A 22711-nucleotide genomic window follows, 5' to 3' on the forward strand; every position below is an offset into this window, starting at 1 on the left:
GCAACTGTGGCACTCGACGTGCTGACCGACCTCACCAAGGTCCGCAACATCGGCATCATGGCCCACATCGACGCCGGCAAGACCACCACGACGGAACGCATCCTGTTCTACACGGGGGTCAACCACAAGCTCGGCGAGACGCACGATGGCGCGTCGACCACCGACTGGATGGAGCAGGAGAAGGAACGCGGCATCACCATCACCTCCGCCGCGGTGACCTCCTTCTGGGACGGCAACCAGATCAACATCATCGACACCCCGGGTCACGTCGACTTCACGGTCGAGGTGGAGCGTTCGCTGCGCGTCCTCGACGGTGCCGTTGCCGTGTTCGACGGCAAGGAGGGTGTCGAGCCGCAGTCCGAGACGGTGTGGCGCCAGGCCGACAAGTACGACGTGCCGCGCATCTGCTTCGTCAACAAGATGGACAAGCTCGGTGCCGACTTCTACTACACGGTCGAGACCATCGTGAAGCGCCTCGGCGCGAAGCCGCTGGTCATGCAGCTGCCGATCGGCTCCGAGAGCGAGTTCGTCGGCGTCGTCGACCTGGTCACCATGAAGGCCTTCGTGTGGCCCGGTGACTCCAAGGGCGACGTGACGATGGGTGCTGCGTACGAGACCCAGGAGATCCCCGCCGACCTGCTCGAGCGAGCCGAGCAGTACCGCGCCCAGCTGGTCGAGGACGTCGCCGAGGCGTCCGACGAACTCATGGAGAAGTTCCTGGAGGGCGAGGAGATCAGCATCCCCGAGCTCAAGGCCGGCATCCGCAAGATGACGATCAACTCCGAGGCCTACCCGGTGTTCTGTGGCTCCGCCTTCAAGAACCGTGGTGTGCAGCCGATGCTCGACGCGGTCATCGACTACCTGCCGTCCCCGATCGACGTGCCGCCGATGATCGGCCACGACCCGAAGGACGAGACGGTCGAGCTGACCCGCGCGCCGTCGGAGTCCGAGCCGTTCTCCGCGCTCGCGTTCAAGATCGCGTCGCACCCCTTCTTCGGGACCCTGACCTTCATCCGCGTGTACTCCGGTCTCGCCCACCCCGGCGACCAGGTCATGAACACGACCAAGGGTCGCAAGGAGCGCATCGGGAAGCTCTTCCAGATGCACGCCAACAAGGAGAACCCGGTCGACGAGGCCCACGCGGGCCACATCTACGCCGCGATCGGGCTCAAGGACACCACCACCGGTGACACCCTGGCCGCCCTTGACGCGCCGATCGTGCTCGAGTCGATGTCCTTCCCGGACCCGGTCATCTTCGTGGCGATCGAGCCGAAGACGAAGGGTGACCAGGAGAAGTTGTCCACGGCCATCCAGAAGCTCTCGGCCGAGGACCCGACGTTCACCGTCTCCCTCAACGAGGACACCGGCCAGACCGAGATCGGCGGCATGGGCGAGCTCCACCTGGACATCCTGGTGGACCGCATGCGTCGCGAGTTCCGCGTCGAGGCGAACGTCGGCAAGCCGCAGGTCGCCTACCGCGAGACGATCCGCCGCAAGGTGGACAAGCTCGACTACACCCACAAGAAGCAGACCGGTGGCTCGGGCCAGTTCGCCAAGGTCCAGATGTCCTTCGAGCCGCTCCAGAGCGAGGCCGGCGAACTCTACGAGTTCGACAACAAGGTCACCGGGGGCCGCATCCCGCGGGAGTACATCCCCAGCGTCGACGCCGGTGTGCAGGACGCCCTGCAGGTCGGCGTGCTCGCCGGCTACCCGCTCGTGGGCATCAAGGCGACCCTGTTGGACGGCGCGTACCACGACGTCGACTCCTCGGAGATGGCCTTCAAGATCGCCGGCTCGATGGCACTGAAGGAAGGCGTCAGGCGCGCCGACCCGGTGCTCCTGGAGCCGGTCATGGACGTCGAGGTGCGCACGCCCGAGGAGTACATGGGCGACGTCATCGGCGACCTGAACTCCCGCCGCGGCCAGATCCAGTCGATGGAGGACGCGAGCGGCGTTAAGGTGGTTCGCGCCTTGGTGCCGTTGTCGGAGATGTTCGGCTACATCGGCGACCTGCGGTCCAAGACCCAGGGTCGTGCGGTGTACTCGATGCAGTTCAGCAACTACGCCGAAGTGCCTCGGAATGTCTCCGAGGAGATCATCAAGAAGACCCGGGGCGAGTAGTCCCACAGGTCGACCCTGTTTCACCATCACCAAACCGACCCGTAGGATCGCTCAGCCTCAGTGGGGCGACAGCCAGTCACCCCAGATGCTGCGTACAACTACCCAAGTTCCAGGAGGAACCAAGTGGCGAAGGCCAAGTTCGAGCGGACCAAGCCGCACGTCAACATCGGCACGATCGGTCACGTCGACCACGGCAAGACGACGCTGACCGCTGCCATCTCCAAGGTGCTCGCTGACAAGTACCCCGATCTCAACACATTCGCCTCGTTCGAAGAGATCGACAACGCTCCCGAGGAGCGTCAGCGCGGTATCACGATCAATGTCTCCCACCAGGAGTACCAGACGGAGAAGCGCCACTACGCGCACGTTGACGCCCCCGGTCACGCTGACTACATCAAGAACATGATCACCGGTGCCGCGCAGATGGACGGCGCGATCCTCGTGGTCGCGGCGACCGACGGTCCGATGGCCCAGACCCGCGAGCACGTGCTGCTCGCCCGCCAGGTGGGCGTGCCCTACCTGCTCGTCGCGCTCAACAAGTCCGACATGGTCGACGACGAGGAGATCCTCGAACTCGTCGAGCTGGAGGTCCGCGAGCTGCTGTCGAGCCAGGAGTTCGACGGCGACAACGTGCCTGTCGTGCGGGTCTCCGCGCTGAAGGCCCTCGAGGGCGACCCGGTCTGGGTCAAGTCCATCGAGGAGCTCATGGACGCCGTGGACGAGAACGTCCCGGACCCGGTCCGCGACATCGAGAAGCCCTTCCTCATGCCGATCGAGGACGTCTTCACCATCACCGGGCGCGGCACCGTCGTCACCGGTCGTGTGGAGCGTGGCCAGCTCAAGGTCAACGAGGAGGTGGAGATCGTCGGTATCCGTGCGCCGCAGAAGACGATCGTCACCGGCATCGAGATGTTCCGGAAGCTGCTCGACACCGCTGACGCGGGCGAGAACGTCGGTCTGCTGCTCCGCGGCACCAAGCGCGAGGACGTCGAGCGCGGCCAGGTCGTCGCCAAGCCGGGTTCGATCACCCCGCACACCGACTTCGAGGCTCAGGTCTACATCCTGGCCAAGGACGAGGGCGGCCGTCACAACCCGTTCTACGCGAACTACCGTCCGCAGTTCTACTTCCGTACCACGGACGTCACCGGCGTCATCACGCTGCCCGAGGGCACCGAGATGGTCATGCCCGGTGACAACACCGAGATGACGGTCGCGCTGATCCAGCCGATCGCCATGGAAGAGGGCCTCGGCTTCGCCATCCGCGAGGGTGGCCGGACCGTCGGCTCCGGTCGCGTGGTCAAGATCATCAAGTGATCCTCCGCTGGGCGTGAGCCCAGCACCGACGAAGGGCCCGCCGGTCACCGGTGGGCCCTTCGTCATGCCGCCGTCGTGGCCGCGGCCGCCACGGGGAGAAGCAGAGGTGCCCATCCCCGGCCCCGCCACGGAGCGGTCCATGCCAGTACGCTGGCCCGCATGGGATGGTTCACACAGGGGAATGACGTCAAGGGACCGACGCCGGCAGAGGCGGAGTCGCTATGGGACGCCGAGGCGCCCGAGGCGGGCCTCGGCTCGGCGACGCTGAAGCTCATGGACGCGTTCCAGGTCCCCGGCAGCGGCACCGTGTTCACCGGCCAGGTGGTCAGTGGCACGTTCCGGGTGGGGCAGCAGGTCATCATCACCGGTAGGGCCGGCTTCGCGCGGGGCACCATCGGCGAGATCTCGGTGGGGCAGGAGCGCCCCGAGTCTGCCGGGGTCGACAAGTACATCAGTTTCAATGTCGCGAACCTGAGCCTTCGGGTCGAGATCCTCGGCCTGGACGAGAACGCGACGGTCACCGGACTCTGAGCCGGCGGGCTCGACCCGGCCGCTGCCCTCGCGCGCAGGCGGGTGCGGGACGGCTGACCCGACGCAACCACACCGCGCACCGTGTGAGGGCACCACGAGGCGCCGTGACGGTGCCGTGCGCACCGCGGGACCGCCGCACGCCGTGGGCGCGCCCACCAGCGGCGCCGCAGGCACGCTGGTAGCGTGTCGGGAACGACCCGAGAGGCGACCGGCACTGCCAGCGGTGACCTCCGCCGTCGGGCCCTGTGGCGTAGCCCACCGGGGCCCGACTTGGGATCTGCCCCTGACCTGTGGCAGACTGTTCAGGTTGCCTCGTGCGAGGGGTGCAGGACACGCGTGTGCGTAGGTCGGTGAAGCCGGCCCGTCGCAGACACGGCGAGTTCGGCTCTCGACCGGGCATCCGACCCAGATCGATTCGATTGACTGGCCCACGGGGCAGGCGGACGGATCACACAAGTCATCTTCCGACCCACACCAACCGGTGTACGGCGGTGGGGTGCGTCGCCAAGCGCGACACGCCCGAGCGCGGGGGTCGGTCAGTTGGTACTAAGAGAGAGAGTCAGACGACGCCATGGCGGGACAAAAGATCCGCATCCGGCTCAAGTCCTACGACCACGAGGTCATCGACAGTTCGGCGCGCAAGATCGTCGACACGGTGACTCGCGCTGGTGCGACGGTCGTGGGCCCGGTGCCGCTGCCAACCGAGAAGAACGTGTTCTGCGTCATCCGTTCTCCGCACAAGTACAAGGACAGCCGCGAGCACTTCGAGATGCGCACGCACAAGCGGCTGATCGACATCGTGGACCCGACGCCGAAGGCCGTGGACTCGCTCATGCGACTCGACCTGCCGGCTGACGTCAACATCGAGATCAAGCTCTGAGGACTCAGTCATGACTTCAACTCCCCAGCAGTCCGAGCGCGCCGTCAAGGCCATCCTCGGCACGAAGCTCGGCATGACCCAGGTGTGGGACGACGCCGGTCGTCAGATCCCGGTCACCGTCGTGCAGGTGGGCACCAACGTCGTGACCCAGATCCGCACGGTGGACAAGGACGGCTATTCGGCCGTTCAGCTCGGCTTCGGCCAGATCGACCCGCGCAAGGTCACGCAGCCCCTGCGGGCACGTGCCGACCAGGCGGGCATCACCCCGCGTCGGCACGCGGCCGAGTTCCGCACCTCCGACGCCGAGTCCTACGAGGTCGGCCAGGAGCTGACCGCGCAGACCTTCGAGTCCGGTACCCGTGTCGACGTGATCGGCACCACCAAGGGCAAGGGCTTCGCCGGTGTGATGAAGCGTCACGGCTTCCACGGCGTCGGCGCCTCCCACGGTGCGCACCGTAACCACCGCAAGCCCGGCTCGATCGGTGGGGCCTCCACCCCGTCGCGCGTGTTCAAGGGCGTGCGGATGGCCGGCCGGATGGGCCACGACCGCCAGACCACCCAGAACCTGACCATCCACGCCGTGGACGCCGAGAAGGGACTGCTGCTCATCACGGGCGCCGTCCCCGGCCCCAAGGGCGGGCTCGTCGTGGTTCGCACCGCCGTGAAGGGGGCGTGAGCGTCATGACCGACGCAACCGTGATCGACGTCATCGACGCCAAGGGCAAGAAGTCCGGCTCGGTGGATCTCCCCTCGGAGATCTTCGACGTCCAGACGAACGTGCCGCTGATCCACCAGGTCGTCGTCGCGCAGCTCGCCGCGGCCCGCCAGGGCACGCACAAGGTCAAGACCCGCGGCGAGGTCCGCGGTGGTGGCCGCAAGCCGTACAAGCAGAAGGGCACCGGCCGCGCCCGTCAGGGTTCGACCCGCGCCCCCCAGTTCGCCGGTGGTGGCGTCGTGCACGGGCCGGTCCCGCGCGACTACAGCCAGCGCACCCCCAAGAAGATGAAGGCCGCCGCCCTGCGTGGCGCGCTCTCCGACCGGGCCCGCGCGCAGCGTGTGCACGTGGTGAGCTCCTTCGTCACCGACGGGACGCCGTCGACCGCCACCGCGGTCGCCGTGCTCGCAGGTGTCGCCTCCTCGCGCCACGTCCTCGTGGTGCTCGAGCGCCAGGACGAGCTGAGCTGGAAGAGCCTGCGCAACGTGCCCACGGTGCACCTGATCTACCCGGACCAGCTGAACACCTACGACGTGCTGGTGAGCGACGACGTGGTCTTCACGTCGGGCGCCTACGACGCCTTCGTGGCCGGCCCCGCACAGGGCCGTGGCGCGACCGCCGTCGCCAGCTCGACCGAGGTCGAGGAGGAGCAGAAGTGAGCGCAGCACTCAAGGACCCGCGCGACGTCGTGATCTCCCCGGTCGTCTCCGAGAAGAGCTACAACCTTCTCGACGAGGGCAAGTACACCTTCCTGGTGGACCCGCGCTCGAACAAGACCGAGATCAAGATCGCCATCGAGCAGATCTTCAACGTCAAGGTCGAGTCCGTGAACACGATCAACCGCAAGGGCAAGACGCGCCGGACGCGTTTCGGGACGGGCAAGCGCAAGGACACCAAGCGCGCCATCGTCACGTTGCGTGAAGGCAGCATCGACATCTTCGGCGGAGCGGTCGGCTGACGCCGGCGGTCGCACCAGAACAGATTGAGGATCTAATCCCATGGGAATCCGTAAGTACAAGCCGACGACGCCGGGCCGCCGCGGTTCGTCCGTTGCCGACTTCGTCGAGATCACCCGCACGACGCCGGAGAAGTCGTTGGTCCGTCCGCTCACCAAGAGCGGTGGCCGCAACTCCTCGGGCCGGATCACGGCACGGCACATCGGTGGTGGACACAAGCGCGCCTACCGCGTGATCGACTTCCGTCGTCACGACAAGGACGGCGTGCCGGCGAAGGTCGCGCACATCGAGTACGACCCGAACCGGACCGCGCGCATCGCGCTGCTGCACTACGCCGATGGGGAGAAGCGCTACATCCTCGCCCCGGTCAAGCTGAAGCAGGGTGACCGCATCGAGAACGGCGCGGGCGCCGATATCAAGCCAGGTAACAACCTGCCGCTGCGCAACATCCCCGTCGGTACCGTCATCCACGCGGTCGAGCTCAAGCCGGGCGGTGGCGCGAAGATCGCTCGTTCCGCCGGTTCGTCGGTCCAGCTCGTCGCGAAGGACGGCCCGTACGCACAGCTGCGGATGCCCTCCGGCGAGATCCGCAACGTCGACCTGCGCTGCCGCGCCTCCATCGGTGAGGTCGGCAACGCCGAGCAGTCCAACATCAACTGGGGCAAGGCCGGCCGGATGCGGTGGAAGGGCAAGCGCCCGACCGTCCGTGGTGTCGCCATGAACCCGGTCGACCACCCCCACGGTGGTGGTGAAGGTAAGACCTCCGGTGGACGTCACCCGGTCAGCCCCTGGGGCCAGACCGAGGGCCGTACCCGCCGTCCGAACAAGCCGAGCGACAAGCTCATCGTGCGCCGTCGCCGTACCGGCAAGAAGCGCTGATAGGGAGACGACGACGAGATGCCTCGCAGTCTGAAGAAGGGTCCCTTCGTGGACGGCCACCTGCAGAAGAAGGTGGACGTACAGAACGAGAAGGGCACGAAGAACGTCATCAAGACCTGGTCACGTCGGTCGGTCATCACCCCCGACTTCCTGGGTCACACCTTTGCGGTACACGACGGTCGCAAGCACGTCCCGGTGTTCGTCACCGAGTCGATGGTCGGCCACAAGCTGGGGGAGTTCGCCCCGACGCGCACGTTCCGTGGGCATGAGAAGGACGACCGCAAGGCGCGTCGTCGCTGATCTCGTGACACGCGAACTCACCAAGCACACTCTTTGAGAAGGCAGGACATCGATGGAAGCCAAGGCGCAGGCGCGGTTCGTGCGCGTCACGCCCCAGAAGGCCCGGCGCGTCGTGGACATCATCCGCGGCAAGCAGGCCGATGAGGCCGTGGCCGTGCTCCGATATGCCCCCCAGGCGGCGGCGGAGACCGTACGCAAGGTAGTGGAGAGCGCGGTCGCCAACGCCCGCGTGAAGGCCGAGCTCGCCTCGGTCGCATTCAACGAGGGCGACCTGGTCATCGCAGAGGCGTTCGTGGATGAAGGTCCCACGCTGAAGCGGTTCCGGCCGCGTGCCCAGGGACGGGCCAACCAGATCCTCAAGCGCACGAGCCACATCACCGTGATCGTGGCTGAGCGACAGACCAAGGGAGGGGCTCGCTGATGGGCCAGAAGGTCAACCCCACAGGGTTCCGGCTCGGCATCACCACCGACCACCGGTCCCGCTGGTTCGCTGACTCCACCAAGGAGGGGCAGCGTTACCGCGACTACGTCCGCGAGGACGTCGAGATCCGCAAGCTGATGGCCACCGGCCTCGAGCGCGCCGGCATCTCCAAGGTCGAGATCGAGCGCACCCGCGACCGGGTCCGCGTCGACCTGCACACCGCTCGCCCGGGCATCGTCATCGGGCGTCGCGGCGCGGAGGCCGACCGCCTGCGCGGTGAGCTGGAGAAGCTCACGGGCAAGCAGGTGCAGCTGAACATCCTCGAGGTGAAGAACCCCGAGATCGACGCTCAGCTCGTCGCCCAGGGCATTGCCGAGCAGCTCGCCTCCCGCGTCTCCTTCCGTCGTGCGATGCGCAAGGGCATGCAGTCCGCGCAGCGCGCCGGTGCCAAGGGCATCCGGGTGCAGTGCTCGGGCCGCCTCGGTGGCGCCGAGATGAGCCGTAGCGAGTTCTACCGTGAGGGTCGGGTGCCGTTGCACACCCTCCGGGCGTACGTGGACTACGGCTTCTTCGAGGCGCGCACCACCTTCGGTCGCATCGGCGTGAAGGTGTGGATCTACAAGGGCGACATGACCGAGAAGCAGTTCGCTGCCGACCAGGTCAACTCCGGCCCCCGCGCCCCCCGTGGTCGTGGCGACCGTGGGGACCGTCCGCGTGGCCGTCGCACCGACGCACCTTCGACGCCAGCCGCCGAAGCCCCCGCATCCACCCCCGCCGCGGCTCCGGCCGGCGGCACCGAGACGGAGGCCTGAGCCATGCTCATCCCCCGGCGCACCAAGCACCGTAAGCAGCACCACCCCACCCGGCGTGGCGCGGCCAAGGGCGGCACGAACGTCACCTTCGGTGACTTCGGCATCCAGGCCGTCGAGCCCGCCTACGTGACGAACCGCCAGATCGAGGCTGCTCGTATCGCCATGACCCGCCACATCAAGCGTGGCGGCAAGGTGTGGATCAACATCTTCCCCGACCGTCCTATCACCAAGAAGCCGGCCGAGACCCGCATGGGTTCCGGTAAGGGTTCGCCCGAGTGGTGGGTCGCCAATGTCAAGCCCGGCCGAGTTCTGTTCGAGCTCGCCGGTGTGAACGAGGAGCTTGCTCGCGAGGCCCTGCGCCGCGCGCAGCACAAGCTCCCGATGAAGACGCGTTTCGTGCGTCGCGAGGGTGGTGACGCGTGATGGCTATCGGATCCAAGGAACTGGCGCCGTCCGAGCTCGACGGCATGGACAGCGAGCGCCTGGTCGCCGAACTGAAGAAGGCCAAGCAGGAGCTGTTCAACCTGCGCTTCTCCTCGGCCACCGGTCAGCTCGAGGACCACGGTCGGCTGAAGACGGTGCGTCGCGACATCGCACGCATCTACACGATCCTGCGCGAGCGTGAGCTCGGCATTCGTACCGAGCCCACCGCCGACGCGAAGTGAACGAGGCAACGACAATGAGCACTCCCACCACCCCCGAGACCGGGGCCGAGACGGCACGCGCCGATCGCAAGGTTCGCCGCGGCTACGTGGTCAGCGACAAGATGGACAAGACCGTCGTGGTCGAGGTCGAGGACCGGGTCAAGCACCCGCTCTACGGCAAGGTCATGCGTCGCACCAACAAGGTCAAGGCCCACGACGAGGCGAACGAGGTCGGCATCGGTGACCTCGTGCTGATCATGGAGACTCGTCCGCTGTCCGCCAGCAAGCGGTGGCGGGTCGTCGAGATCCTCGAGAAGGCCAAGTAGGACTGCCGCAGCCCGGGTGCACGCACCCGGGCGCGGCAACTGACAACCCATCCGTTCGGCAAGGCTCGCCCGAGTGCGAGAACCGGCACGACAACAGGAGTAGATCCACATGATCCAGCAGGAGTCGCGACTCAAGGTCGCCGACAACACGGGTGCCAAGGAGATCCTTTGCATCCGCGTTCTCGGCGGTTCCGGTCGTCGCTACGCCGGCATCGGCGATGTCATCGTCGCCAGCGTCAAGGACGCGATCCCCGGCGGCAATGTGAAGAAGGGCGACGTCGTCAAGGCGGTCGTGGTTCGTACGGTGAAGGAGCGCCGGCGTCCGGATGGCTCCTACATCCGTTTCGACGAGAACGCAGCGGTGATCCTCAAGGCTGACGGCGAGCCGCGTGGCACGCGCATCTTCGGCCCGGTGGGTCGCGAGCTGCGCGATAAGAAGTTCATGCGCATCGTCTCGCTCGCACCGGAGGTGCTGTAACCATGGCAAAGGTCAAGAAGGGCGACCTGGTGGTCGTCATCGCAGGCCGCGACAAGGGCCAGCAGGGCCGTGTCCTCGAGGTCCTGGTCGACTCCGACCGGGTGATCGTCGAAGGTGTGCAGCGCGTTCAGCGCCACACGAAGGTCGCGCAGTCCCAGCGGGGCTCGCGCACCGGCGGCATCGAGACCATCGAGGCCCCGATCCACATCAGCAACGTGATGGTCGTGGACCCGGAGACCAAGAAGGGCTCAAGGGTCGGCTACCGCACGGAAGAGGTCGAACGTGACGGCCGCACCCGCACGCAGCGGGTCCGCGTCGCCAAGCGTTCCGGTAAGGACATCTCATGAGCACCGTCACCGAATCGGGCACGGACAGCACCGTCGTGCTGCCGCGGCTCAAGCAGAAGTACCGCGAGGAGATCGTCGCGGGCCTGCGCGAGGAGTTCTCCCACGGGAACGTCAACCAGGTGGCCGGTCTGACCAAGATCGTCGTCAACATGGGTGTGGGGGACGCCGCTCGTGACTCCAAGGTCATCGAGGGCGCCATCCGCGACCTGACCGCGATCACAGGGCAGAAGCCGCAGACCACGCGAGCGCGCAAGTCGATCGCCCAGTTCAAGCTGCGCGAGGGCCAGCCGATCGGCGCACACGTCACGATCCGTGGCGACCGCATGTGGGAGTTCCTGGACCGCCTGCTCACGTTCGCGCTGCCCCGGATCCGCGACTTCCGCGGCCTGTCCCCGAAGCAGTTCGACGGGAACGGCAACTACACCTTCGGCCTCACGGAGCAGTCCATGTTCCATGAGATCGACGTCGACAAGATCGACCGGGTGCGCGGCATGGACATCACGGTCGTGACGACCGCAACCACGGACGAAGAGGGTCGCTCGCTGCTGCGTCGGCTCGGCTTCCCGTTCCAGGAGGCCTGAGTCGGATGGCGAAGACCGCCCTGATCCAGAAGGCGAACCGCAAGCCGAAGTTCGGCGTGCGGGCCTACACCCGGTGCAACCGTTGCGGTCGTCCGCACTCGGTGTACCGCAAGTTCGGCCTGTGCCGAGTGTGCCTGCGGGAGATGGCCCTTGCCGGCCAGCTCCCCGGCGTGACCAAGAGCAGCTGGTAAAACGACTACGTCGCAGGTCCCGATGAGGAAACCGCGACGAGGAAGGGCAACAGCCCAATGACAATGACAGACCCGATCGCCGACATGTTGACGCGTCTGCGCAACGCGAACTCGGCGTATCACGAGTCGGTTTCGATGCCGTACTCCAAGCTCAAGTCCCACATCGCGGAGATCCTCCAGGCGGAGGGTTACATCACCGGTTGGTCCGTCGAGGACGCCGAGGTGGGCCAGACCCTGAACCTCTCGCTCAAGTTCGGCCCGAACCGGGAGCGCTCGCTCGCCGGTGTGCGCCGTGTCTCGAAGCCGGGTCTCCGGGTGTACGCGAAGTCGACCAACCTGCCCAAGGTGCTCGGCGGCCTGGGCGTGGCCATTCTGTCCACGTCCTCCGGCTTGCTCACCGACCGTCAGGCGGCCAAGAAGGGCGTGGGTGGGGAAGTCCTCGCCTACGTCTGGTGACCAGGGAATCAGGAGGAGAACCCCATGTCTCGAATCGGTAAGGTTCCGGTCACCGTTCCGAGCGGCGTCGATGTCAACATCGACGGCGCCGAGGTCACGGTCAAGGGGCCCAAGGGCACCCTTGCGCACGTCATTCCCGCGCCCATCACCGTCGCTCGCGACGATGACGGCGCCATCGTGGTCAGCCGTCCCAATGACGAGCGCGAGTCGCGTTCGTTGCACGGCCTGACCCGCACGCTGCTCGCCAACCTGGTGCAGGGCGTCACGCAGGGCTACGAGAAGAAGCTCGAGATCGTCGGTACCGGGTACCGCGTGGTCGCGAAGGGCTCGACCCTCGAGTTCGCGCTCGGCTTCTCCCACCCCGTCTCCGTGACGGCCCCGGAGGGCATCACCTTCGCCGTCGAGTCCCCGACCAAGTTCTCGGTCGCGGGTATCGACAAGCAGCAGGTCGGCGAGGTCGCCGCGAACATTCGGAAGATCCGCAAGCCCGAGCCCTACAAGGGCAAGGGTGTGCGGTACGCGGGCGAGCAGGTCCGCCGCAAGGTCGGAAAGGCTGGTAAGTAGCCATGGCTCTGTCCATCAAGGGAACGGGTAAGCGCGTCGCCCGGTCGCGGCGTCACCTCCGGGTGCGCAAGCGCGTCACCGGCACGGCCGAGCGGCCCCGCCTGGTGGTGAACCGCTCCGCGCGCCACATGGTGGCGCAGCTGGTCGACGACACCACCGGCACCACGCTGGTCTCCGCCTCGACGCTCGAGGCCGACCTGCGCAGTGCGGACGGCGCGAAGACCGACAAGGCTCGCAAGGTCGGCGAACTGGTCGCCGAGCGGGCGAAGGCCAAGGGCGTGGACGCGGTCGTGTTCGACCGCGGTGGCAACAAGTACCACGGACGGGTCGCTGCGGTCGCCGAAGGCGCCCGCGAGGGGGGACTGTCCCTGTGACCACGCCCCAGCATTCCGACAAGCAAAGGATCGCATGATGGCTGCTCCACAGCGCAGCAGGACCGGCACGACCGCCGGCACCGCCGGTGGCGGCACCGGTGAGCGTTCGAACGAGCGCTCCAACGACCGTCGCGACCGTCGCGGCGGGGACAACCGCCGTGGGAACGACGCCGACAAGAACGCCTACGTCGAGCGCGTCGTGACCATCAACCGCGTCTCGAAGGTCGTCAAGGGTGGACGTCGGTTCAGCTTCACCGCCCTGGTGGTCGTCGGCGACGGTGAAGGCACGGTCGGCGTCGGCTACGGCAAGGCCAAGGAGGTGCCCGCGGCGATCGCCAAGGGTGTCGAGGAGGCCAAGAAGAACTTCTTCAAGGTTCCGATGATCCAGCGCACCATCCCGCACCAGGTGCAGGGTGAGGCAGCGGCCGGCGTGGTCTTCCTGCGCCCAGCCTCGCCGGGTACCGGTGTCATCGCCGGCGGTCCGGTTCGCGCCGTCCTCGACTGCGCCGGGATCCACGACATCCTGAGCAAGTCCCTCGGTTCCGAGAACGCGATCAACATCGTGCACGCCACGGTCGCCGCGTTGCAGGGACTCGAGCAGCCGGAGGCGGTCGCCGCCCGGCGTGGGCTGCCGCTCGAGCATGTCGCCCCCGCGGCCCTGCTGCGGGCGCAGGCCGCCGGACGTAGCGACGCGGCCGAGGCCGCGACCTCCGGGGCGGTGGCGTCATGACGCAGCTCAAGGTCACCCAGAAGAAGTCCGGGATCGGCGGCAAGCAGAACCAGCGCGACACGCTGCGTTCGCTCGGTCTGAAGCGAATTGGCGACACCGTCGTCAAGGAGGACCGTCCCGAGATCCGTGGCATGGTCATCACGGTGGCGCACCTGGTCACCGTTGAGGAGGTCGACTGACATGGCTGAGAAGGCTGTGAAGGCGGAGAAGGCCGACAAGGCATCCGCGAAGACGGAAGCGACCACCGCGTCGCGCCCGGGCACCCTGAAGGTGCACCACCTGCGTCCCGCCCCGGGAGCCAAGACCGCCAAGACCCGCGTGGGTCGTGGTGAGGGCTCCAAGGGCAAGACCGCAGGCCGTGGTACCAAGGGCACCAAGGCCCGGTACCAGGTGCCGGCGCGGTTCGAAGGTGGCCAGACGCCGCTGCACATGCGGCTGCCGAAGCTGCGCGGGTTCAAGAACCCGTTCCGCACCGAGTACCAGGTGGTCAACCTGGACAAGCTCTCCGCGCTCTACCCCGAGGGTGGCGAGGTCACCGTGGCCGATCTGGTCTCCAAGGGCGCAGTCCGCGGCGGACACCTGGTCAAGGTTCTCGGCACCGGTGCGGTCAGCGTCAAGCTGGACGTCACGGTGAACGCGTACTCCGCGTCCGCGAAGGACAAGATCGTCGCAGCAGGCGGAAGCATCGAGCAGGCCTGAGGCACCCCAGGTGTACGGCGGCGCAGGAAGCAATGATTCCTGCGTCGCCGTTCGCCGTTATCGGCCCCGTCGACCGTTAAGGTCGGACGGTACCCATCGGGCGCCACGTCGTGCGCGAGCTGTGCACTACGCCCGTTGACCCAAGCAGGAGGACCTTTGCTCGGCGCATTCGCTCGCGCGTTCCGGACCCCGGATCTGCGGAAGAAGCTGCTCTTCACGCTGGCCATGATGGCCGTGTTCCGGCTCGGCTCCTTCATCCCGACGCCCGGCGTCGACTACGTCAACGTCCAGCAGTGCATCGGTACCGCGGGAGATGGCCAGGACGTCCTCGGCCTGGTCAACCTGTTCAGCGGCGGCGCTCTGCTTCAGCTCTCGGTGTTCGCCCTGGGGATCATGCCCTACATCACCGCGAGCATCATCATCCAGTTGCTCCGGGTGGTCATCCCACGGTTCGAGGCCCTGCACAAGGAGGGCCAGTCCGGCACCGCGGTGCTCACGCAGTACACCCGGTACCTGACGATCTTCCTCGCCGTCCTGCAGGCGACCACGATCATCACCGTCGCCCGGACCGGGAACCTGTTCCCCGACTGCACCGTGCCGATCATCCCGAACGACTCGGTCACCACGATGCTCCTGATGATCGTCACCATGACGGCCGGTACCGGTCTGATCATGTGGATGGGTGAGCTGATCACCGAGCGGGGCGTCGGCAACGGCATGTCCCTGCTGATCTTCACCTCGATCGCGGCCTCGTTCCCGAGCGCCATGTGGCAGATCGCGACGTCGGACAACGGGATCGTGAACTTCACGATCTTCCTCGTCATCGCCCTCCTCGTGGTCGGCCTGATCGTCTTCGTCGAGCAGTCCCAGCGACGCATCCCCGTGCAGTACGCCAAGCGCATGGTGGGCCGGCGGATGTACGGCGGGTCGAGCACCTACATCCCGATCAAGATCAACATGTCCGGTGTGATCCCGGTGATCTTCGCGTCGTCCCTGCTCGCGTTGCCGACGTTGGCCGCGCAGTTCGTCGAGGACCAGACGACACCCTGGGTGCAGTGGGTCGCCGTCAACCTGATGGACCCCGGTGCGAACGTCCACATCGCGATCTACATCGTGCTGATCATCTTCTTCGCGTACTTCTACACCTCGATCACGTTCAACCCGGACGAGGTCGCGGACAACATGAAGCGCTACGGCGGTTTCATCCCGGGCATCCGCGCCGGACGGCCGACCGCCGAGTACCTGCAGTTCGTCATCTCGCGGATCACCGCCGCCGGAGCGATCTACCTCGCCCTGGTCGCGCTGATCCCGACGATCGCGTTCAAGCTGATGAACATCAGCACCCAGATCCCGTTCGGTGGGGTCTCGTTGCTGATCGTCGTGGGGGTCGGACTGGAGACCGTCAAGCAGATCGACGCGCAGCTCCAGCAGCGCCACTACGAAGGGTTCCTCCGATGACTCGTCTCGTCCTCCTCGGCCCGCCCGGAGCCGGCAAGGGCACCCAGGCCACCCGGGTCGCCGACCGGCTCGGCGTGCCCGCGATCTCCACCGGTGACATCTTCCGCGCCAACGTGGCCCAGGGGACCGAGCTCGGCAAGCTGGCGCAGCGGTACATGGACTCGGGCGAGTACGTGCCAGACGAGGTGACTAACAAGATGGTTGCCGACCGCCTGACCCAGCCCGACGCCGCCACCGGCTTCCTGCTCGACGGGTATCCCCGGACCGAGGCGCAGGTGCACGAACTCGACGACATGCTCGCCGCGGCGGGCGAGGCACTGACCCGCGTGGTCGAGCTGACGGCTGACACCGAGGAGGTCGTCGCCAGGCTGCTCAACCGGGCCAAGGAGCAGGGCCGCGCGGACGACACGGAGGACGTCATCCGCCGCCGCCTCGAGGTGTACGCCGAGCAGACCGCACCGCTGGTCACGCTCTACACCGAGCGTGGTCTGCTGGTCCAGGTGGACGGCATGGGCAGCGTCGATGAGGTGACCCAGCACCTGCTGGCCGCGCTCGACGCCAGCTGAGGTAGCCGGCGTGTTCGGCCGCGACCGGATCGAGTACAAGACCCCCGATCAGATGCGCATCATGCGCCGAGCCGGCCTCGTCGTCGCGGACCTGCTGGACGCGGTCCGCGAGCAGATCAGGCCGGGTGTCACCACGGCGGAGCTCGACGCAGTGGCCGCCCGGGTCATCGCCGACGCCGGTGCCACCTCGAACTTCCTGAACTACCACGGGTTCCCGGCCCGCGTCTGCATCTCCGTGAACTCCGAGGTCGTGCACGGCATCCCGGGTGAGCGTGTCATCGAGCCCGGTGATGTGGTCTCCGTGGACGGTGGCGCCATCGTGGACGGCTGGCACGGCGACTCGGCGTTCTCCGTCGTCGTCCCCGACGCGGATCCGGCGGACCTCGACCTGGTGCGGGTCACCGAGGACGCGATGTGGGCCGGGATCGCGGCACTCGCCACGGCGGACCGGCTCGGTCAGGTCGGTGAGGCCATCGATGACGCCGTCACGGCTGCCGGTGGACTCGGCATCGTCGCGGAGTACGTCGGGCACGGCATCGGTTCCGAGATGCACCAGCCCCCGGACGTGCTGAACTACCGGTCCGGCCACCGCGGGCCACGGGTCCGTGCCGGAATGTGTCTGGCGATCGAGCCGATGCTGGTGCGGGGTGAGCCCACGACGGCGGTGCTCGCCGACGACTGGACGGTGGTCACCGTGGACGGGTCCCGGGCCGCGCACTTCGAGCACAGCGTGGCCGTGCACGCCGATGGGATCTGGGTTCTCACTGCCCGCGACGGCGGTGCCGAGAGCCTCGCCCGGCACGGGGTGAGAGCCGTTCCGATCGGCTGAACGCAGGCGCTGGTTCGCCCGAGCGGGTGCGCGTTTCCGGCATTGGAACGCTCAAGGGTTTGGGGGTGCCGGTGGCCTCACCCCCACCTCACCCGCCATGCGAAACTCGTTCACCCACGGCCCTGGAGCATTCATCCGTGGATGACCTTCTCGGTCCTCGCGTCAGGTGGTTGAGTTCACACAGCCGGGGATTCGAGAGGCAGCCGATCCTGCCCGATACCCCGTGTGTGAGCCACACACAGCGGTACGGAGGACGGGGCAGTGTCGAATCTCGAAGGCATCGGGGTAGCGGGGACGATCTCCCACGCGCGCGCCGACCACAGGACATTGAGGTAGCACGGTGGCCCTCACGACCGACCGTCCCTCTCGCATCCGTTCCAGCCGAGGTGAGTTGCTCACCAGTCTGATCTCCCGGTTGGCGTCGACCGTTCCCGCCGAGGAGGAGCCCACCTGGGCCGTCATCTCCCGGCGCTACCGCGCCATCGCGATCGGCTCGGACGCCACGATCGCTGCCGCCATCACCTGGCCGGCCACAGCTTTCGCCTTCCCGGCAGGGATCGCATTCGTCTCGGGGTTGGGCGCGGCGGCACTGTTCGTGGCAGCGGTGGCCTTGTGCGGCGGCTACGACCGGCGCCGAGCCGCGGCCGGACGTGAGGAGCTCACCTCGCTGCTGCGCGGGGGGCTGCTCCTCGCGGTCGTCGCCATGGTGCTCGTCTTCGTGAACGTGCCGCTGCCTCGAACGCTGGTGATCGCGACCCTCGCCCTCACGACGGGCGCCGCTCTGCTGCTGCGGACGGGTCAGCGGTACGTGGTGCGGCGGGCCCGCTCGCGCGGCCGGATGCTGCGTCGCACCCTGCTTGTCGGTGAGCCGGCGCGGCTGGCGCCCGTCCTGACCGAGCTGGCCCGGGAACCCGGGCACGGCTTCGCACTCACCGGGATCTGCCGACCCGAGGGGACGAGCGATGAGAGCACGGACGTGCCGGTGCTCGGCTCGGTCGCCGACGTACCCGACCTCGTTCGGAGCCTGCGCGTGGAGACGGTCGTGATCGCCGGAGACAGCGTGGCCGTGGCGGGCCTCAGCCGGTTCGGTCGCCAGTTCGAGGCACTCGACGTCGAGGTCCTGCTGGCCCCTGACGTCGCCCAGGTGGGCGCCTCGAGGATGACCCTGCGGGGCCTGATGGACACGCCGGTGCTGACCCTCTCGGCCGACCCGGGGCCGCTGCACCGCTGGGGCAAGGTCATCGGAGACCGGGTGCTGGCCGCCGTCCTGCTCCTGGTCGCCTTGCTGGTGCTGGTCCCGGCGGCGCTCGTGATCCGGCTGAGCTCGCCGGGTGCCGCGCTGTTCCGCCAGACCCGGATCGGGCTGAACGGCGCGCCGTTCACGATGTACAAGTTGAGGTCGATGTACTCCGACGCCGAGGCCCGGTTGGCCGCTCTGGAGGATCGCAGCGACGGCAACGGCATGCTGTTCAAGATGCGTCGTGACCCGCGCACGACGCCCGTCGGCCGGTTCCTGCGCCGGTTCTCCATCGACGAGCTCCCGCAACTGTGGAACGTCCTGCGCGGCGACATGTCCCTCGTCGGCCCTCGCCCACCGTTGCCGAGCGAGGCGTCCGGCTATGACGCGGCGTCTCGCCGCCGGTTGCAGGTCCGCCCGGGCCTGACCGGACTCTGGCAGGTGAGCGGACGCTCGGACCTCTCCTGGGAGGAGTCCATCCGGCTCGACCTGCGCTACGTCGACAACTGGACGCTGTCGATGGACCTCATGATCCTGTGGCGTACCGCGCGCGCTGTACTCGGGGGCCGCGGTGCCTATTGATGCTGCGGGTTGGTGCCGGGTGGAGGGGGTGCGCCCTCGTACCCCCGACGGGGGCGCACCCCCGCCTCCCGCCACCAGTTCGGGCGTGGTGCCCCTGTGATTGCCGGGATGTCGCCGGTCGGGGCCACGATGGACGCGGACCTCGATGACCTCCACCTCGCCCAGGTGCTCGCCGGCTCCACCGCGGAGCTTCTCGAGGAGTTGCGCGCCGACAGCGCCGGGCTCGAGCCGGCGGCACTCGGCGCCCGTGCCCTCCAGCGTGCGGGGACCTTCCTCGCGGCCCAGCTCATCGCACGGTGCCCGATGGACTCGGTGCTCTCCGGGGTGCACGCCGGTGCCTTCGATCCGCGGGCCCAGCGCAGGTGGCTGATCGGAGCTCTCGACGGCGTCCCCGAGTATGGCGCGGGACGCCGGGACTGGGGCGTCGGCGTCGCGCTCGTGGTCGGCGGCACCATCACGGCCGCGGCCGTCGCGCTGCCGGGGCTGGACCTGGTGCTGAGCAACGACTCGCCGACGCCGCCGTACCCGGGTGAGGCGCACCGTCGCCTCGTCGTCGAACGGGGCACCAGCACGGCTCTGGTCGAGGCGGTCGCATCGGCGATCGGGGGCCGCACGGTCCAGGCGGGCTCGGTCGCGTACCGCACCGCCGCCGTCGTTCGTGGGGAGGCGGACGCGCATCTGCACCTGGGCAGGCTCCCGGTCTGGGACGTGGCGGCCCCGGTCGCCATCGCACGCGCCGCCGGACTGCATGCGAGCCGGATGGACGGCAGCGAGGTGCGGCTCGACCGAGCGGACCACCTCGTGCCCGACCTCCTGATCTGCCGAATGGAGCTCGCCCCGGACCTCCTCCGGATCGTGCGGGCGATGCCGCTGACCGGGTGAACCGACCCGGTTCCGGCGTGAGAAGCCGACTCGCGAGGCGGCCGAACGGGACACGGCGTGGCTCGATGTGGTAACGAGCAGGTCTCGATCACGAGCAATCGCTTACAAGATCGCGACCTACTCGTTATCCTCGGGTGGTCAACCCAGTGTGAGATCGTCTGCGAGCCGCGTTCGAGCCCGTAACGGTGTGTCAGGGGGGCCTCATCGTCAGTAAGCCCGGGTCGTTCGGTCGTTGGGTCGTTGGGTACGCGCAGAGTGGTGCGCGCGGTACATGGTGCCCCGACGGGTTCGAGCGTCGCCGGAACCGGGCCGGGGGGACACGGTGACGGTCGGCTCGGCGTCGCTGCCACCCGGCCTGCCGCGGATCCCACGGGACACCCAGATCAGCGAGCACGTGCTGAACACGCTTGCCGGCGAGCACCCCCTGACGGTCCTTCGCGGTCCGCGCGGCTACGGGAAGACCAGTGCCATCGTGACGTGGCTGCGGAGCGAGGGCCATCGGCACCCGACCATCTACGTCACGCTGAGCACCGCGAGCAACGAGCTGGCCGGGTTCTGGGCGGAGCTGCGGTCCGGGCTCGAACGGGCGGACCTCCTCGGCGCCCCGGCGTCGGACTCTGACGCGCATGCGGAGGTGACCGGACTGCTCGCGGAACGGCGCGAGCCGCTGGTGTTGATCATCGACGACTTCCACGAGGCCGGCCTGAAGCACGGCGCCGCGACGATCGATGACGAGATGGTCGACCTCGTCCGCCAGAACGATCAGCTCTTCCTCGTGGTGGGTTCGCGCACGCTGCGTGCGCTGGAGACGACGGGCGCACTCTCCGTCGAGGCGGCGATGATCGGACCGGCCGACCTGCGGATGACCGGACCGCAGGTGCACGATCTGGCCACCCGTCTCGGGCTCACGATCACGATGGACGAGGCTCAACAGATCGCCGTCGACCTGGGTGGCTGGCCGTCCGCGATCCGGGCCGGCCTGATGCGCGCCGTCTCCGGCGTCGACGGCGATGGCGATGGCGGGACGCTGGTCGACGGCAGCCTGGTCGACGGCTACATCGCGACCATGGTTCGGGATCTACGCTTCGAGAACGTGCGCTCGTTCCTGCTGCGCACCGCGATCCCGGAGCAGTTCGACATCGAGATGGCCAGGGCGATCGCCCCGGAGGGCAACACGGTCCGGATCCTGCGGAACGTGCGTGCGGCCGGCCTGCTCAGCGAACGGCACACGGTCGAGGGGCAGATGTACTCCTACGCACCGGCCATCCGCAACGCGCTCATCCGGGTGATGCGGGAGTCGCGGCCCGAGCTCTTCCGCGAGGTGCATCTGGCACTGATGAACCTCTCGGCCGCCAACAGGGACCCGGGCGAGACCCTGACCCACGCCGTCCACGCGGCCCAGTGGACGACCGCCATGGATGTCATCGAGCGGCAGTGGGCACGGCTGCTCACCCACCAGCCGCTCACCCTGATCGCCGCGGCCCGGATGTTCCCCGACGACCTCGTTGCCTCCAACGCCAGACTTCGCGTCGCGGTCGACTACGTGGAGGGGGCGCTCGACCCGCACGCCCCCGACGCCAGCATCTGGGCGGTCCCGGACTACACCGCGATCAACTCGATCATCGAAGAGGACCGCTCGGGAACGGGCGACCCCGAGCGGGACGAGAGCCTGGTCCTGCTGCAGTGGGGGATCTCGAGCCTGCTCGGCGGCAACCTGGACACCTCCGTCTACGCGTTCAGCCGCGCACGCGAGCGCGGCCTGATCTCGCCGTCCGACACCGGAGCTCTGCAGATGGGCACGGTCGGCCTCGCGCTGGTGCACGCGCTGAACGGCGAGCCGGACCTCGCCCTGCGCTGGCTGGAGGACTCCACGCTGCAGGACCGGATTCAGCACGCGCAACCGGAGGACGCGCGGGACATCGCACTCGTCGCGGCCAGCATCGCGCGCGCGCTCGCCATGGTCGATGCCGCTCATCCGGGTGCCGACGAGGCCGTGGCCACCATGATCGAGCCCCGGCACCGGGACGAGCTCTGGGCGCTGACCGTGTTCATTCGAGCCCACCACGCGGTGCTGGACGGCACCCCGGACCGGATCTTCCGGCAGACGAACCACCTGCGCGCTGCGCTACGTCATATCGCCCGCGGGAGCCTCGTCGAGGCGGTCCTGAGCTCGACCCTCGTGGAACTCCTCCTGGTCGCGCAGATGCCCGGGGTGGCGCGCGAGGTCGCGGACCGGTACGACGGCAACCCGGTGGCGTGGGCGGCGGTCGCCAAGGTGCACCTGACCGACCGGACCTTCGGCGAGGCGATCTCCTACGCCACGAAGTCGCTCGACTCGGGCGGCTCTCGGCGGGCCGCGGTGGAGTGTCAGGTGATCCTGGCCAGTGCCCACCACGCCCTCGGCAACCTCACCGAGGCCCGGCGTGCGTTCGCCACCGCGGTGCGGCTGGCGCAGGCGACCGGTCAGCGGCGGCCGTTCTTCCTGATGCAGCGATACGTCTTCGAGACCCTCGCCGGTGACGACGCCAGGATCCACCAACTGTGGCCGGGCGCCGAGGGCGCTCCGGTGCAGCAGCCGGCCCCGTTGGCCGATGAGATGCAGACGCTGACGATGCGAGAGGCACAGGTGCTGCGCGCGCTCGAGGTGCACGCCGGGCCGGTCGGGATCGCCCACGACCTCGGTCTGTCGGTGAACACCGTGAAGACCCACCTGCGGACGATCTACAAGAAGTTCGGTGTCTCGAACCGGAACGAGGCGCTCGCCGCCGCCGAGCGGGGCATCCATCAGGCCTGAATCGTCGGCGATTCCCAGCGCCGAGCAGCCCGAACCGGCACGAA

Annotated in this window: 30 protein-coding genes; all 30 read left to right on the plus strand. The window is 68.0% G+C overall.

Annotated features, from left to right (window positions below; all coding sequences use genetic code 11):
* Window positions 1-6: 6 nt before the first annotated feature.
* Window positions 7-2121 (plus strand): elongation factor G, encoded by a 2115-nt coding sequence (gene fusA / locus GKS42_RS05375; protein WP_154792914.1) that lies wholly within the window; start codon window positions 7-9, stop codon window positions 2119-2121.
* Window positions 2122-2244: 123 nt separating this feature from the next.
* Window positions 2245-3435, plus strand: coding sequence for an elongation factor Tu (gene tuf / locus GKS42_RS05380; RefSeq protein ID WP_154792915.1), 1191 nt, complete (start codon window positions 2245-2247; stop codon window positions 3433-3435).
* A 159-nt stretch (window positions 3436-3594) separates the two neighbouring features.
* Window positions 3595-3966, plus strand: a complete 372-nt coding sequence (locus GKS42_RS05385) for a hypothetical protein (protein ID WP_154792916.1) — start codon at window positions 3595-3597, stop codon at window positions 3964-3966.
* 571 nt (window positions 3967-4537) lie between these two features.
* Window positions 4538-4846, plus strand: coding sequence for a 30S ribosomal protein S10 (gene rpsJ, locus GKS42_RS05390; RefSeq protein WP_006946210.1), 309 nt, complete (start codon window positions 4538-4540; stop codon window positions 4844-4846).
* A gap of 10 nt (window positions 4847-4856) precedes the next feature.
* Window positions 4857-5522: a 50S ribosomal protein L3 gene (gene rplC, locus GKS42_RS05395; protein ID WP_154792917.1), complete on the plus strand. Its 666-nt coding sequence runs from the start codon at window positions 4857-4859 to the stop codon at window positions 5520-5522.
* 5 nt (window positions 5523-5527) lie between these two features.
* Complete coding sequence (rplD, locus tag GKS42_RS05400; RefSeq protein WP_154792918.1) at window positions 5528-6220, plus strand: 50S ribosomal protein L4; 693 nt, start codon at window positions 5528-5530, stop codon at window positions 6218-6220.
* On the plus strand, window positions 6217-6519 hold the full coding sequence (rplW, locus tag GKS42_RS05405; protein ID WP_154792919.1) for a 50S ribosomal protein L23: 303 nt from the start codon (window positions 6217-6219) through the stop codon (window positions 6517-6519). The genes rplD and rplW overlap by 4 nt, the downstream gene beginning before the upstream one ends.
* 40 nt (window positions 6520-6559) lie before the next feature.
* Entirely contained in the window at window positions 6560-7396 is an 837-nt protein-coding gene (gene rplB / locus GKS42_RS05410; RefSeq protein WP_154792920.1) for a 50S ribosomal protein L2, read from the plus strand.
* An 18-nt stretch (window positions 7397-7414) separates the two neighbouring features.
* Window positions 7415-7696 carry a 30S ribosomal protein S19 gene (gene rpsS / locus GKS42_RS05415; protein ID WP_133110064.1) on the plus strand — a complete coding sequence of 94 codons (282 nt, stop codon included), beginning with the start codon at window positions 7415-7417 and terminating at the stop codon, window positions 7694-7696.
* 52 nt (window positions 7697-7748) lie between these two features.
* Window positions 7749-8117, plus strand: coding sequence for a 50S ribosomal protein L22 (gene rplV / locus GKS42_RS05420; RefSeq protein ID WP_154792921.1), 369 nt, complete (start codon window positions 7749-7751; stop codon window positions 8115-8117).
* Window positions 8117-8929, plus strand: coding sequence for a 30S ribosomal protein S3 (gene rpsC / locus GKS42_RS05425; protein WP_154792922.1), 813 nt, complete (start codon window positions 8117-8119; stop codon window positions 8927-8929). The genes rplV and rpsC overlap by 1 nt, the downstream gene beginning before the upstream one ends.
* 3 nt (window positions 8930-8932) lie before the next feature.
* Complete coding sequence (rplP, locus tag GKS42_RS05430; RefSeq protein WP_154792923.1) at window positions 8933-9352, plus strand: 50S ribosomal protein L16; 420 nt, start codon at window positions 8933-8935, stop codon at window positions 9350-9352.
* A complete protein-coding gene (gene rpmC, locus GKS42_RS05435) occupies window positions 9352-9594 on the plus strand; it encodes a 50S ribosomal protein L29 (RefSeq protein ID WP_133110068.1) in 243 nt (80 codons plus the stop codon). The genes rplP and rpmC overlap by 1 nt, the downstream gene beginning before the upstream one ends.
* A gap of 14 nt (window positions 9595-9608) precedes the next feature.
* Complete coding sequence (rpsQ, locus tag GKS42_RS05440; RefSeq protein WP_154792924.1) at window positions 9609-9899, plus strand: 30S ribosomal protein S17; 291 nt, start codon at window positions 9609-9611, stop codon at window positions 9897-9899.
* Window positions 9900-10008: 109 nt separating this feature from the next.
* Window positions 10009-10377: a 50S ribosomal protein L14 gene (gene rplN, locus GKS42_RS05445; protein ID WP_133110070.1), complete on the plus strand. Its 369-nt coding sequence runs from the start codon at window positions 10009-10011 to the stop codon at window positions 10375-10377.
* A gap of 2 nt (window positions 10378-10379) precedes the next feature.
* Complete coding sequence (rplX, locus tag GKS42_RS05450; protein WP_154792925.1) at window positions 10380-10724, plus strand: 50S ribosomal protein L24; 345 nt, start codon at window positions 10380-10382, stop codon at window positions 10722-10724.
* Window positions 10721-11305, plus strand: a complete 585-nt coding sequence (gene rplE, locus GKS42_RS05455) for a 50S ribosomal protein L5 (RefSeq protein WP_154792926.1) — start codon at window positions 10721-10723, stop codon at window positions 11303-11305. Before rplX ends, rplE begins: the two co-directional genes overlap by 4 nt.
* A 5-nt stretch (window positions 11306-11310) precedes the next feature.
* Window positions 11311-11496 (plus strand): type Z 30S ribosomal protein S14, encoded by a 186-nt coding sequence (locus tag GKS42_RS05460; RefSeq protein WP_133110073.1) that lies wholly within the window; start codon window positions 11311-11313, stop codon window positions 11494-11496.
* Window positions 11497-11553: 57 nt separating this feature from the next.
* Window positions 11554-11952, plus strand: coding sequence for a 30S ribosomal protein S8 (gene rpsH, locus GKS42_RS05465; protein ID WP_154792927.1), 399 nt, complete (start codon window positions 11554-11556; stop codon window positions 11950-11952).
* Window positions 11953-11976: 24 nt separating this feature from the next.
* Window positions 11977-12516: a 50S ribosomal protein L6 gene (gene rplF, locus GKS42_RS05470; RefSeq protein WP_154792928.1), complete on the plus strand. Its 540-nt coding sequence runs from the start codon at window positions 11977-11979 to the stop codon at window positions 12514-12516.
* Between the two features lie 2 nt (window positions 12517-12518).
* Window positions 12519-12890 carry a 50S ribosomal protein L18 gene (gene rplR, locus GKS42_RS05475; RefSeq protein WP_154792929.1) on the plus strand — a complete coding sequence of 124 codons (372 nt, stop codon included), beginning with the start codon at window positions 12519-12521 and terminating at the stop codon, window positions 12888-12890.
* 37 nt (window positions 12891-12927) lie between these two features.
* Entirely contained in the window at window positions 12928-13620 is a 693-nt protein-coding gene (gene rpsE, locus GKS42_RS05480) for a 30S ribosomal protein S5 (RefSeq protein ID WP_154792930.1), read from the plus strand.
* Entirely contained in the window at window positions 13617-13799 is a 183-nt protein-coding gene (gene rpmD, locus GKS42_RS05485) for a 50S ribosomal protein L30 (RefSeq protein WP_154792931.1), read from the plus strand. Before rpsE ends, rpmD begins: the two co-directional genes overlap by 4 nt.
* Before the next feature lies 1 nt (window position 13800).
* Window positions 13801-14319, plus strand: coding sequence for a 50S ribosomal protein L15 (gene rplO / locus GKS42_RS05490; RefSeq protein WP_154792932.1), 519 nt, complete (start codon window positions 13801-13803; stop codon window positions 14317-14319).
* Window positions 14320-14475: 156 nt separating this feature from the next.
* A complete protein-coding gene (gene secY, locus GKS42_RS05495; RefSeq protein WP_154792933.1) occupies window positions 14476-15777 on the plus strand; it encodes a preprotein translocase subunit SecY in 1302 nt (433 codons plus the stop codon).
* A complete protein-coding gene (locus GKS42_RS05500; RefSeq protein ID WP_154792934.1) occupies window positions 15774-16343 on the plus strand; it encodes an adenylate kinase in 570 nt (189 codons plus the stop codon). Before secY ends, GKS42_RS05500 begins: the two co-directional genes overlap by 4 nt.
* Window positions 16344-16353: 10 nt before the next feature.
* Complete coding sequence (map, locus tag GKS42_RS05505) at window positions 16354-17172, plus strand: type I methionyl aminopeptidase (RefSeq protein ID WP_154792935.1); 819 nt, start codon at window positions 16354-16356, stop codon at window positions 17170-17172.
* A 391-nt stretch (window positions 17173-17563) separates the two neighbouring features.
* Window positions 17564-18991, plus strand: coding sequence for a sugar transferase (locus GKS42_RS05510; RefSeq protein WP_168217764.1), 1428 nt, complete (start codon window positions 17564-17566; stop codon window positions 18989-18991).
* Between the two features lie 108 nt (window positions 18992-19099).
* Complete coding sequence (locus tag GKS42_RS05515; RefSeq protein WP_154792937.1) at window positions 19100-19873, plus strand: inositol monophosphatase family protein; 774 nt, start codon at window positions 19100-19102, stop codon at window positions 19871-19873.
* 322 nt (window positions 19874-20195) lie between these two features.
* Complete coding sequence (locus tag GKS42_RS05520; RefSeq protein WP_168217765.1) at window positions 20196-22667, plus strand: LuxR C-terminal-related transcriptional regulator; 2472 nt, start codon at window positions 20196-20198, stop codon at window positions 22665-22667.
* Window positions 22668-22711 lie beyond the last annotated feature (44 nt).

The sequence above is a fragment of the Occultella kanbiaonis genome, from assembly GCF_009708215.1.
In the GTDB taxonomy this organism is placed as follows: Bacteria; Actinomycetota; Actinomycetes; order Actinomycetales; family Beutenbergiaceae; genus Occultella; species Occultella kanbiaonis.